Annotated in this window: 10 protein-coding genes, 4 tRNA genes and 1 pseudogene; 14 read left to right on the top strand and 1 reads right to left on the bottom strand. The window is 53.8% G+C overall.

The window, feature by feature from the left end; translation table 11 throughout:
* Positions 1-957, top strand: a complete 957-nt coding sequence (locus DW082_RS08540; protein WP_147386994.1) for a hypothetical protein — start codon at positions 1-3, stop codon at positions 955-957.
* Positions 958-1015: 58 nt separating this feature from the next.
* On the opposite strand, the gene DW082_RS08535 is transcribed toward DW082_RS08540, so the two are convergent.
* Positions 1016-3268, bottom strand: coding sequence for a beta-L-arabinofuranosidase domain-containing protein (locus DW082_RS08535; protein ID WP_118458218.1), 2253 nt, complete (start codon positions 3266-3268; stop codon positions 1016-1018).
* Between the two features lie 279 nt (positions 3269-3547).
* Here DW082_RS08535 and DW082_RS14320 point away from each other — a divergent pair, with 279 nt between their 5' ends.
* From DW082_RS14320 to rpoB, 13 genes and pseudogenes are all read left to right on the top strand, one after another.
* The gene (locus DW082_RS14320) at positions 3548-3904 is read left to right on the top strand and encodes a hypothetical protein (RefSeq protein ID WP_145996512.1); all 357 of its coding nucleotides are present in this window, start codon (positions 3548-3550) and stop codon (positions 3902-3904) included.
* A gap of 13 nt (positions 3905-3917) precedes the next feature.
* A tRNA-Thr gene (locus DW082_RS08530) sits at positions 3918-3991 on the top strand.
* 117 nt (positions 3992-4108) lie between these two features.
* Positions 4109-4191: transfer RNA gene (locus tag DW082_RS08525), tRNA-Tyr, on the top strand.
* Positions 4192-4233: 42 nt separating this feature from the next.
* A tRNA-Gly gene (locus tag DW082_RS08520) sits at positions 4234-4306 on the top strand.
* A 62-nt stretch (positions 4307-4368) separates the two neighbouring features.
* Entirely contained in the window at positions 4369-5556 is a 1188-nt protein-coding gene (gene tuf, locus DW082_RS08515; protein ID WP_101571534.1) for an elongation factor Tu, read from the top strand.
* 46 nt (positions 5557-5602) lie between these two features.
* Positions 5603-5673: transfer RNA gene (locus DW082_RS08510), tRNA-Trp, on the top strand.
* A gap of 17 nt (positions 5674-5690) precedes the next feature.
* Complete coding sequence (secE, locus tag DW082_RS08505) at positions 5691-5882, top strand: preprotein translocase subunit SecE (protein ID WP_055202394.1); 192 nt, start codon at positions 5691-5693, stop codon at positions 5880-5882.
* Between the two features lie 21 nt (positions 5883-5903).
* Positions 5904-6461: a transcription termination/antitermination protein NusG gene (gene nusG / locus DW082_RS08500; protein ID WP_101571532.1), complete on the top strand. Its 558-nt coding sequence runs from the start codon at positions 5904-5906 to the stop codon at positions 6459-6461.
* Between the two features lie 16 nt (positions 6462-6477).
* Complete coding sequence (rplK, locus tag DW082_RS08495; RefSeq protein WP_055202390.1) at positions 6478-6918, top strand: 50S ribosomal protein L11; 441 nt, start codon at positions 6478-6480, stop codon at positions 6916-6918.
* An 18-nt stretch (positions 6919-6936) separates the two neighbouring features.
* Positions 6937-7635 carry a 50S ribosomal protein L1 gene (gene rplA / locus DW082_RS08490; RefSeq protein WP_118458244.1) on the top strand — a complete coding sequence of 233 codons (699 nt, stop codon included), beginning with the start codon at positions 6937-6939 and terminating at the stop codon, positions 7633-7635.
* 11 nt (positions 7636-7646) lie between these two features.
* Positions 7647-8168 carry a 50S ribosomal protein L10 gene (rplJ, locus tag DW082_RS08485; protein WP_055202386.1) on the top strand — a complete coding sequence of 174 codons (522 nt, stop codon included), beginning with the start codon at positions 7647-7649 and terminating at the stop codon, positions 8166-8168.
* 124 nt (positions 8169-8292) lie between these two features.
* On the top strand, positions 8293-8670 hold the full coding sequence (gene rplL / locus DW082_RS08480; RefSeq protein ID WP_055202384.1) for a 50S ribosomal protein L7/L12: 378 nt from the start codon (positions 8293-8295) through the stop codon (positions 8668-8670).
* Between the two features lie 270 nt (positions 8671-8940).
* A pseudogene (gene rpoB, locus DW082_RS08475) lies at positions 8941-12757 on the top strand (DNA-directed RNA polymerase subunit beta).
* The last annotated feature ends 35 nt before the right edge of the window (positions 12758-12792 follow it).

The following is a 12792-nucleotide window of genomic DNA, read 5'->3' as shown; positions in this document are numbered from 1 at the left end:
ATGACGATCGATGACGAAGGGTTGGTGATGCCTTGCGGGACGGGGCCCGACAGTTGCGATACCTACGGCGCACGCGAAGCCGTAGTGGTCGAGCACGAGGGAGTCTACTACCTTCATTACGACGGCGCCGGCAAGGACGGGTGGCTGTCGTGCCTGGCTACCAGCCGCGACCTGCGCCATTGGGAGAAGCACGGATTGCAATTGACCCTCGGCGAAGCGGGACGCCCCGATTCTAAATCGGCTTCGTCGCCCTGGTTGGTGAACGACGGCGCGAAATGGCATATGTTCTACGTGGGCACCCAATTTTGTACCCCCGCTCCCGACTGCATCCCGGCCACTCCTTATGTGACCCTGACGGCCGAGGCCGATCATCCGGCCGGCCCTTGGCGCAAACGTTACGACATCATTCCTTTCACCAACGAGGCCGGCACTTATTACAGCGATACGGCCAGTCCGGGCGATGTGGTGGAGCAGGACGGCGAGTACAAGATGTTTTTCGGAGCCGCGGCTTTTGACAAGGAAGGTAAACTGGGCCGTACGGTCGGCATCGCCCGTACCCGCGACCTGGGGAGCGCGTGGACGGTCGATCCGCAGCCGATTTTCCCGCCCGCCGAGCAGTGCGAGAACACCTCGCTCTATTACGAACCCGATAACGGTACCTGGTTCCTGTTTACGAACCACATCGGGATACATCCCGACCGGGGCGAATATACGGACGCCGTTTGGGTGTATTGGACCAAAGACCTGAATCGGTGGGATCCGCAGGACAAGGCGATCGTGATCGACTGCCAGAATTCCAAAGAGGTGAAAGGCGCTATCGGGATGCCGTCGGTGATCCGGGTGGGCGACCGGCTGGCGATGCTCTACGACGGCGCGACCGGAGAAAATTACGGACACATGGGCCGCGGCATCAACCTGGCCTGGCTCGCGCTGCCGCTGGTTCCTCCTGCGAAATGATAAGATATAATAGATTCTAAAACGGCGGCCGGATCTCCGGCCGCCGTTTTGTTGTTGCTCAATCTTTGAGCAGTCTCGGCAGGATTTGTCCGATAGATTCGATTCTCGGGCCCCGTCCTTCTATCTGGCAATCTTCCAAAAAAGGATAACAGGTGAACGATTCGTCCGAAATTTCAAAATAGGGAATCAGCCGCAAGCCGCTGTCTTCGATGGTAAAATGAAGCGGAGCGTCTTGCGACGGTTTGAATTTTTCAAATAGTTTTTCAGGCGGGAATGGTAGCGTAACACGCCCGTTTTGCACCGAATCTCCGACAACGGCCATCAGCAGCGGGCCGTATTCGATAGCGTAAGCATTTTTGCCTTTGAAATCGGGTTCGCTTCCTTTGTACAGGGTGAGGCGGAAAGCCATCGGTAACGAAAATTGTATCTTGTCCTTGTCCGACCATTTCCGGTCGAGCGTTACGTATGATCCCGGTTTTCCCCAGGCTACCCGTTCGCCGTTTACCAAGATGACTGCGTTGCAGTTACACCACCATGGAATGCGAAGCCGGATTTTGCACGGCGTTTTTTTGCGTGCCGAAACTTCGATCTGGATGTCGGTGGGATACGGATATTCGAGTCGTTCGTTTAATCTCGGATTTATCAGGGTGCTCCCGGCTCCGGGCCGGCTGTACGGGAATTCGGTTTGCATGGTTAGTTTCATCGGTGTCCCGTCCTGTTCCCAGGCGAACGAAGAGGCGGCGAATAGGTCGACGTATACGCCGTCGTCCGCCTGCGTGTAGATGAACTCGGGCAACGCTCCGAAAAGCCGCGTCCCCTGCCCTTCGCAGCAGGTGTTGACGTCCGTGCCGTCTTCTTTACGATCTATCAGGCGGGCGTGGTAGCGGATTTTGCCGTCGGCAGTCTGGTTGGCAATGGCTACGTTGTAGATCGATTTTTCGATTTCGGCCACGTATTTTTCCTCTTCGGGGTAGAGCAGGTGGAACCGCTGGTTCAGGAACGCCCAGAACGAATTGCCGCACAGCTCGCCCGTTCCGCTGCGCAGCAGATAGGATTTGGGCGGGTAGGGCGACAGTTCGCTGATACTGATACTGCCTCCGATATGTTCGTAATATTCGTTGAACAGTTCCCAGCCTCCGACGGCCGCATCGAGGTACTGCCGGTCGCCGGTCGCCATGTAGAGGTCGAGGAACGATTCCAGCGACAGGATCAGGTAACAGTGCGGACGGTCGTACGGATATTTCCAGATCGCGTCGACATCCTTGTCGATCAATTGTTGCATCCAGAAATTTTCCTGGTAGTAACGCTGCACGACTTGCAGGTCTTCGGGTTTTCCTACCGGCGTAAAATAAAGGCGGGTGCTGGCGATGATTCCCTGGCGTCCCTGTCCGCCGCGGCGGACCAGTTCCGGCAGATAGGGGCAGGCGTTGAACCAGTCGTAAAAACCGCGCAGCAACGGATAGGCTTTCGGATTTCCTGCGATTCCCGCTTCGATCAGTCCCTGAGTCACCCACGAACGGCAGTAAGCTCCGTTTTCGAAATGCAGGATATCGCGTTCGGGATAAGCCATGAGGTATCCGTTCGACTGTTTGCAGGCTTCGATGCCGTCGACGATCCGGTTCATCCGGTCGCGCAGTTCGCGGTTTTCGACCCAGCGCAGTTGGTTGCCCGCGCCCATCAGAAAGCGACCCGCTTTCGAACCGGGCAGAATGTCGACCCATTCGGTATGCAGGTCGCGCAATGCCCCGTCCGCCGGCATTCCGGCCCGCTCGCGGAACTCTTTCAGCATATCGTCTACGGAAAACGACTGAAGCAGGTAATGGGCGTTGGCATAGAGCGTTCGGCGGAACAGTCCGTCGTTTACGGTGACGCCGCTGCGCGGAACCCGCGCCGTCGGTTCGACCGGCCGCCAGCTTGCCGCCGGAGTGACGTTTTCGGGACAATTCAGTACGGCGACTTCTCCCATCGGGCGTTGCGGTCTCAATAAGGGGTGTTTACCCAGAAAACCCCGGTCGGAGTCGGTGAGCAGCCGGTTTTCCGAAACGTCGGCGCCGCCCGACCATACCTCCATTTTCCAGAGTTCGAAATAGTATCCGTTGTCGCGTTCGGGTAGCCGGGTGACTCTCAGCTCGACGTACCGGCCGGAAACAGGGTGCGCCGGGCGGAAGACGTCGATCTGGTCGACTGCGGCGGCTTCGTAGTCGCTGCCGGTGTGGTCGGCGATCGTTACGGGCCTGTCGGAGCGTCGTCGGAGCCGGACGTTTCGATCCGGAATCGTACCGGAAATCCCGGGCGCGCATAGTAGTCCCAACTGTCGAATACGAGGGGTACAGTTTGACCGAATCGATCGGATACGGCCGTCCCAGGTCGATCCGTATCCAGCAACTTTCGTCGGCGGAGGATTTGCGTGCGGATTCGTAAATCGCGTAATTGGCTTTCGCTGCGACCCGTTCGACCCCCAGCGGGCCTCCCCGCAGGTCGGCGACCTGCGCACGGGCGGAGAAAATAGGTAAGCTGCAGGAAAGCGATGCGGCGAAAAGCAGGAAAGTTTTTTTCATGTCGGGCGGGTTAGAACGGTGAAAATGGGATTGTGAACATAGCAAAGATAAAAAATATACCGGTATTTATTATCCGTCCGTGTTTACCGATCCGGAACGGATCTGCCGACCGACTGCCGTTTTGCGGCCGGGCGGACACCGAAATGAAAATTCGCGGCCGGCGCCGTCGCGGCGGGATTCGGAACCGACACGATTTTGAGCTTAAAAATAGCGTATTTGGTATAAAAAATTTCGTTATTCCAAAAATCCGTTGTACCTTTGACACCGATTTTGCGTTTTTGGGATTTGACGCAGGCCTTGAGTTGACCGTCGATTTGCCGGGGCGGATTAATTTTTTGGTGCGTAATATTTGTGCATTAAGAAATTATTCGTACTTTTGCCAACCCTAAAATGTGACAAACTGCCGATGTAGCTCAGTTGGCCAGAGCAGCTGATTTGTAATCAGCTGGTCGGGGGTTCGAATCCCTCCATCGGCTCCGGAAGGTGCGACGGACAGAGCGTGCGGATGCGGCGGACAATAGTGGGTGCGGCGCTATATTATTAGGGTGTAACGAGCGAGACTCGGGTTTCGAAAAGTTCTTCGAGAAAATTCTGGGCGGATACCAGAGTGGCCAAATGGGGCAGACTGTAAATCTGCTGTCTTTCGACTTCGGTGGTTCGAATCCATCTCCGCCCACAGTGAATCCGGTTCGCGCCGGAGAATCGACGAAATGATTTTGCGGAAGTAGCTCAGTCGGTAGAGCATTAGCCTTCCAAGCTAAGGGTCGCGGGTTCGAATCTCGTCTTCCGCTCGCAAAAAGTGTTGGAAACTTTAATTGAAGTAAAACAATTATTCCTAAAATAGATTACAGATATGGCAAAAGAAAAATTTGACAGATCCAAACCGCATGTGAACATCGGTACGATCGGACACGTTGACCATGGTAAAACTACCTTGACCGCTGCAATTACCACCGTACTTGCAAAAAAAGGCCTTTCCGAACTGCGCTCGTTCGACTCGATCGACAACGCTCCCGAGGAAAAGGAACGCGGTATCACCATCAACACGTCGCACGTTGAGTATCAGACGGCCAACCGTCACTACGCTCACGTAGACTGCCCGGGCCACGCCGACTATGTGAAGAACATGGTTACCGGTGCCGCTCAGATGGACGGCGCGATCCTCGTGGTTGCCGCTACCGACGGTCCGATGCCCCAGACCAACGAACACGTGCTGTTGGCCCGCCAGGTGAACGTGCCGAAAATCGTCGTATTCCTGAACAAGTGCGACATGGTGGACGATCCCGAAATGCTCGACCTCGTTGAGCTGGAAGTTCGCGACTTGCTGAGCAAATACGAATTCGACGGCGACAATACCCCGATTATCCGCGGTTCTGCGCTGGGCGGTCTGAACGGCGAAGCCAAATGGGAAGACAAGATCATGGAACTGATGGATGCCGTTGACTCGTACATTCCGATTCCTCCGCGTGAAAACGAAAAACCGTTCCTGATGCCTGTCGAGGACGTATTCTCGATCACCGGTCGCGGTACCGTGCTGACCGGTCGCGTTGAAACCGGCGTGATCCACGTGGGCGATCCGGTGGAAATCATCGGTCTGGCCGAAAAGTCGATGACTTCGACCTGTACGGGCGTGGAAATGTTCCGCAAGCTGCTGGATCAGGGCGAAGCCGGCGACAACGTCGGTCTGCTGATGCGCGGTATCGACAAGAAAGACGTAAAGCGCGGTATGGTCGTTGCCAAACCGGGTTCGATCACCCCGCACACGGTGTTCAAAGCCGAGGTTTATATCCTGAAAAAGGAAGAAGGCGGTCGTCACACGCCGTTCCACCACAAATACCGTCCGCAGTTCTACCTGCGTACGCTGGACGTAACCGGTGAAGTGGAACTTCCGGAAGGCGTAGAAATGGTTATGCCGGGTGACAACGTAACGATCACCGTTACCCTGATCTACCCCGTAGCCCTGAACGTAGGTCTGCGTTTCGCAATCCGCGAAGGCGGCCGTACCGTAGGTGCCGGTCAGATCATCGAAATCATTAAGTAATTTCGAAATACTTTCAAGGCGGCGCGTTCGGCGCGCCGCCTTACAAACGAGTGTAGTTCAAGGGTAGAATAGCGGTCTCCAAAACCGTTGATGGGAGTTCGAATCTCTCCACTCGTGCTAAAAACGTTACGACAATGAGATTTATTAATTACGTTAAAAACGCCTACGCCGAGCTTGTTCAAAAGGTGACGTGGCCGTCCTGGAATCAGCTTTCCAATTCAGCGGTAATTGTTATGACAGCTTCCCTGTTATTCGCTGTAGTGATTCTTGCGATGGACCTGGCATTCGAGAACATCATGAAGGCCATATATAGTATTCTTTATTAATTCTGTAAAGAAAAGATAAAGATGAGCGAAAAAGAGCAAAAACAGTGGTACGTGATCCGTGCCATCGGAGGTAAGGAAAAAAAGGTGAAGGAATACATCGAGACGGAAGTCCAGAATTCTCACCTCGAAGACTATATCTCCCAGGTTCTGATTCCGACTGAGAAAGTTTACCAGATCAAAAACGGTAAAAAGATCAGCCGGGAAAAGGTCTCTTATCCGGGCTATGTATTGGTCGAGGCCGCTCTCGTGGGCGAAATCCCGTTTATGCTTCGCAACACTCCCAACGTCTTAGGCTTCCTCGGAGACACGAAGGCTTCTTCCATGGTGGCAACCCCTCTCCGCCCTCAGGAAGTGAGCCGGATTTTAGGACGTGTCGACGAACTGAGCGTCAGCGAGGAGGAAAACGAAGTTCCTTTCTTCGAAGGAGAAACCGTCAAGGTTACCGATGGCCCATTCTCAAGCTTTTCGGGTACGATCGAGGCGGTGGACAACGAGCGGAAGAAACTCACGGTTTCCGTGAAGATATTCGGGCGCAAGACTCCTATGGAGTTGAGCTTTATGCAAGTAGAAAAAGAATAATTAACCAAGGAAAATTATGGCAAAAGAGGTTGCTGCGTTAATTAAACTGCAGATCAAAGGTGGTGCCGCCAATCCTTCGCCTCCGGTAGGGCCCGCTCTGGGTTCGAAAGGAGTGAACATCATGGACTTCTGTAAACAGTTCAATGCGAGGACCCAGGACAAGGCAGGCAAGGTACTTCCTGTCATTATCACCGTTTATGGCGATAAGTCGTTCGACTTTATCATTAAGCAGCCGCCGGTAGCCGTACAGCTCAAGGAAGCCGCAAAGCTTCAGTCGGGTTCCGCCGAGCCGAACCGTAAAAAGGTAGGCAAGGTGACCTGGGATCAGATCAAGGAGATCGCCCAGGATAAAATGCCGGATATGAATTGCTTTACGCTTGAGTCCGCGATGCGGATGGTGGCCGGTACAGCACGTAGCATGGGTATCGATGTCGTTGGTGAATTTCCTAATTTGTAATTGATAAAAATTACTGAAATGAGTAAGCTGACCAAAAATAGAAAATTAGTTCTTGCTAAGATTGAACCGAATAAGGCGTACAAGCTCAGCGAGGCGGCAGCTCTTCTAAAGGAGATTACCTTTACGAAATTCGATGCTTCCGTGGATTTGGACGTGCGACTTGGTGTTGATCCCCGTAAGTCCAACCAGATGGTAAGAGGTGTCGTTACGTTGCCCCACGGAACCGGGAAATCGGTTCGCGTGCTGGTGCTTTGTACTCCCGACAAGGAGACCGAAGCGACCGAGGCAGGCGCCGATTACGTAGGTTTGGACGAATACGTCGAGAAGATCAAAGGCGGTTGGACCGATGTGGACGTGATCATCACAACTCCTAATGTAATGGCGAAGGTGGGTGCGCTCGGACGTATTCTGGGTCCCCGTGGCCTGATGCCGAACCCTAAGACGGGTACCGTTACGATGGAAGTCGGAAAGGCGGTAAAAGAGGTGAAAGCCGGTAAGATCGACTTCAAAGTCGACAAATTCGGTATCGTTCACTCTTCGATCGGCAAGATCGCGTTCTCTGCGGAACAGATCGTCGACAATGCCAACGAGTTCATGAATGTAATCATGAAATTGAAACCGGCTACGGCTAAAGGTACTTACGTGAAGAGTATATTTCTCTCTACTACGATGAGCCCGGGCTTGCAGATTGATCCCAAATCCCTTGAAAACAAATAAACCGAAAGACGATGAACAGGGAAGAGAAAAAAGTTGTAATTGATAGTCTGGCCGAGAAGCTCACCGCATACGCTCACTACTACATTACCGATACTTCGGAACTGAACGCAGAGCAGACCGCTGCTTTGAGAAAGCTTTGTTTCGAAAAGGAAGTGAAGCTGGTGGTTGCGAAGAATACGTTGTTTATCAAGGCTCTCGAACAGACCGGGAAGATTAACGAGGAGGTGCTCCCTTCGCTGAAAGGCGAAACGGCGATCATGTTCGCCAACGTGGGTAAGAGTCCCGCCAAGTTGATCAAGGAGTTCCGCAAGGCGAATCCGAAACCGGTTCTGAAAGCTGCATGCGTGGAAGATTGCATCTATCTGGGCGATGCCGCCGTAGAGGAACTGGTTAACATCAAGTCGCGCGAAGAGCTTATTGGTGACATCATCGGACTGTTGCAGTCTCCCGCGAAGAACGTTATCTCCGCACTGCAGGGTTCTGCCGGACAAAAAATCGCAGGGTTGGTTAAAACCCTCGAAGCAAGGGGATAATATTTCCGGACGGTTTGCCGGAGGGCGTTATCGAAAATCCGCCTGAGTCCGCTGCCGAAGGAATGGTTCCCGAAAATTAACCAAAACGTTTAAAAGTCAAACATTTTAAAAATTTTATATTACGATGGCCGATATCAAAAAATTAGCTGAGGAGTTGGTTAACTTGACAGTTAAAGAAGTAAACGAACTTGCCAATGTTCTGAAAGAAGAATACGGAATTGAGCCCGCTGCTGCTGCTGTTGCCGTTGCCGCTGCTCCTGCTGCCGACGGTGGCGCCGCTGCTGCTGAGAAAACGTCTTTCGACGTGATCCTGAAGAGCGCAGGTCAGGCGAAACTGCAGGTAGTGAAAGTAGTGAAAGACATTACCGGTCTGGGTCTGAAAGAGGCTAAGGATCTGGTTGATGGCGCACCGAAAGCTATCAAAGAAGGCGTTTCCAAAGAAGAAGCAGAACAGGTTAAATCTCAGCTCGAAGAAGCTGGCGCTGAAGTTGAAGTTAAGTAGTAACTACTTATAGTTCAGAACATATCGGGTGTAGAGTCTATTCTGATAGACTCTATACCTTTTCTCATTTAACAGAAGCAACAGCCAGTAACCGGGCCCTACGGGCGGTTATGTTTTGCAAAAAGAGATGGCAGGGGTGGAAAACCAGTGATCCCGAACGGATTTTTCCGATCGGTCGTTTGAACTGCCGGGTCAGTTGCCGCGTTTGAAACTGAAAGCAGAAGCGCATTTCAAATCAGTTCTTATCTTCAACTTTAATTATTGGATACAATGTCTTCAAAAACAGATAATCAGCGTATTAGCTTTTCTTCCGTAAAAAACAGATTGCATTATCCCGATTTTTTGGAGGTGCAACTCAAATCATTTCAAGACTTTTTCCAATTAGATACCACGGCCGAGAACCGCAAAAACGAAGGGCTGTACAAGGTGTTCATGGAGAACTTCCCGATAACCGATACGCGTAACAACTTCGTGCTGGAATTCATCGATTATTACGTGGATCCGCCCCGTTACGGCCAGGACGAGTGTCTCGAACGCGGACTGACGTACAGCGTACCGCTGAAAGCGAAGCTGAAGCTGTACTGTACCGATCCCGAACACGAGGACTTCGATACGGTGATTCAGGACGTTTACTTCGGCACCATTCCCTATATGACTCCGCGCGGCACGTTCATTATCAACGGCGCCGAACGCGTAATCGTATCGCAGTTGCACCGTTCCCCGGGGGTGTTCTTCGGTCAGAGCACCCATACCAATGGAACCAAACTCTATTCGGCCCGTATCATCCCGTTTAAAGGTCGTGGATCGAGTTTGCGACGGACATCAACAACGTGATGTACGCCTATATCGACCGAAAGAAGAAATTGCCGGTAACCACGCTGCTCCGTGCGATCGGATTCGAGAGCGACCGGCAGATCTTAGAGATATTTAACCTTGCGGAGGATGTAAAGGTTACTAAAGCCAACCTGAAGAAGATGGTCGGACAGCGGCTGGCTGCCCGGGTGCTGAAGACATGGGTTGAAGACTTTGTGGACGAAGATACCGGAGAGGTGGTTTCGATCGAACGAAACGAGATCATCATCGACCGGGAGACTGTCCTCGAAGAGAGCCATATTGAAGACATTATCGAGTCGGGCGCCAAAAGCATCCTAATCCATAAGGAGGCCCAGAACGGCACCGATTTCTCCATCGTATACAATACCCTGCAGAAAGACCCGTGCAACTCCGAAAAAGAGGCCGTCGTCTATATCTACCGCCAGTTGCGTAACTCGGAGCCGCCCGACGAGGCGACTGCGCGCGACGTGATCGAAAAGCTGTTCTTTTCGGACAAGCGTTACGATCTGGGAGATGTGGGGCGTTTCCGTATCAACAAGAAACTGGATCTGGACATCTCTCCGGACGTAAGGATCCTGACGCGGGAGGATATCATCGCCATCATCCGTTACCTGATTCTGCTGATCAACTCGCAGACCGACGTGGACGATATCGACCACTTGTCGAACCGCCGCGTACGCACGGTGGGCGAGCAGTTGGCCAACCAGTTCAGCGTAGGTTTCGTCCGCATGGCGCGTACGATCCGCGAACGGATGAACGTGCGCGACAACGAAGTGTTTACGCCGGTAGACCTGATCAATGCCAAAACGCTGTCGTCGGTCATCAATTCGTTCTTCGGAACGAACCAACTGTCGCAGTTCATGGATCAGACCAATCCGCTGGCCGAAATGACCCATAAGCGCCGCCTGTCGGCTCTGGGGCCCGGCGGTCTGTCGCGTGAGCGCGCCGGATTCGAAGTGCGCGACGTGCACTATACCCATTACGGCCGTCTGTGTCCGATCGAAACGCCGGAAGGCCCGAACATCGGATTGATTTCGTCGCTGTGCGTTTACGCGAAAATCAGCGACATGGGCTTTATCGAAACGCCGTACCGCAAAGTGGCGGACGGACGGGTCGATCTGACGGATAAAGGGATTCATTATTTCAGCGCCGAAGAGGAGGAAGGACTGACCATTGCGCAGGCCAACGCTCCGCTGAACGATGCGGGCGAGTTCCTCGTGCCGGACAAGATCAAAGCGCGCGACAACGGCGATTTTCCGGTGGTGACGGCTACGGAAGTGGATCTGATGGACGTTGCGCCGAACCAGATTTCGTCGATCGCCGCCAGCCTGATCCCGTTCCTCGAACACGACGATGCCAACCGTGCGCTGATGGGATCGAACATGATGCGTCAGGCCGTGCCGTTGGTGATGCCGGAGGTCCGATCGTCGGAACGGGTCTGGAAAAAGACATGATCGCCGACAGCCGGATCCAGATCGTCGCCGAAGGCGAAGGAGAAGTCGTCTTCTCGGACGCGACGCAGATTCAGGTCAAATACGAACGTACCGAAGACCAGAAGATCGTTACGTTCGATCCGGAAGTGACGACCTATCGTCTGCCGCGCTATCGTAAGACCAATCAGAGCACGTCGATGACCCTGAAACCCCTGGTTCGCAAGGGCGATAAAGTGACCAAAGGGCAGATCATGACCGAAGGTTATTCTACGCAGGGCGGCGAGCTGGCGCTGGGGCGCAACCTGAAAGTGGCGTTCATGCCGTGGAAGGGTTACAACTTCGAGGATGCCATCGTGATCTCGGAACGCGTGATCCGCGAGGATATCTTCACTTCGGTGCATGTCGACGAATATATTATGGAAGTGCGCGATACCAAACGCGGTGTCGAGGAGCTTACTTCCGACATTCCGAACGTCAGCGAAGACGCTACGAAAGATCTCGACGAGAACGGTATCATCCGCATCGGCGCCAATGTGCAGCCGGGCGATATCCTGATCGGTAAGATCACGCCGAAAGGGGAGAGCGATCCTTCGCCGGAAGAGAAACTGCTGCGTGCGATCTTCGGCGACAAGGCCGGCGATGTGAAAGACGCTTCGCTGAAGGCGCAGCCTTCGCTGTTCGGCGTCGTGGTCGATAAGAAACTGTTCAGCCGCGCCAATAAGGACGGCAAGAAGAGCAAGGCTTCCGAAAAGGCGCAGTTGGAAAAGATGGAGACCGAGTTCTTGCAGCAGGCCGATGCGCTGAAAGAGCGTCTGATCGAAAAACTGTGGACGTTGCTCAAAGACAAATCGACGATCGGTATCCGCGATTATTTCGGGGTGGAACTGGTCCCGCAGGGGACGCGTTTCTCGCAGAAAATGCTGGCCGAACTCGACTACCTGAATATCGGCACCGATAAATGGACGGGCGACGCGCGTCTGGATACGCTGATCGAACAGACGATCAACAACTATACGATCAAGTACAAGGAACTGGATGCGGTTCTCAAGCGCGAGAAATACAACCTGACCAACGGGGACGAACTCCCGACCGGAATTATCCAGCTGGCCAAAGTGTACATTGCCAAGAAGCGCAAGTTGCGCGTGGGAGACAAGATGGCCGGCCGTCACGGAAACAAGGGGATCGTGGCGCGGATCGTTCGCGACGAGGACATGCCGTTCCTCGAAGACGGTTCGATCGTCGACATCGTGCTGAACCCGCTGGGCGTGCCTTCGCGTATGAACCTCGGACAGATTTACGAGACCGTGCTCGGATGGGCCGGCCGCGAACTCGGTCTGAAGTTCGCCACGCCGATTTTCGACGGGGCTTCGCTGGAGCAGATCAACGAATATACGGCTCAGGCCGGCGTACCGCGCAGTGGTCGCACCTATCTGCGAGACGGCGGTACCGGTGAGCAGTTCGACCAGCCGGCGACCGTCGGGGTGATCTACATGCTGAAACTCGGCCATATGGTCGACGACAAGATGCATGCCCGTTCGATCGGCCCGTACTCGCTGATTACGCAGCAGCCGCTGGGCGGTAAAGCGCAGTTCGGCGGTCAGCGTTTCGGAGAGATGGAGGTTTGGGCGCTCGAGGCGTTCGGCGCATCGAACATTTTGCAGGAGATCCTGACGATCAAGTCGGACGACGTGATGGGACGTGCCAAGGCCTATGAAGCGATTGTCAAGGGCGACAACATGCCGCAGCCCGGCATTCCGGAATCGCTGAACGTGTTGCTGCACGAACTCAGGGGATTGGCCATCAGCGTCAAGCTGGACTAAAAGTGCGTCGGCCGGAGAGCGGTGTTGCTGACGAA

Source organism: Alistipes sp. AF48-12 (genome assembly GCF_003477565.1).
Classification (GTDB): Bacteria; Bacteroidota; Bacteroidia; order Bacteroidales; family Rikenellaceae; genus Alistipes_A; species Alistipes_A hominis.
The sequence above is the reverse complement of the archived record's forward strand: the minus strand, read 5'-3'. Positions and strand labels throughout refer to the sequence as shown.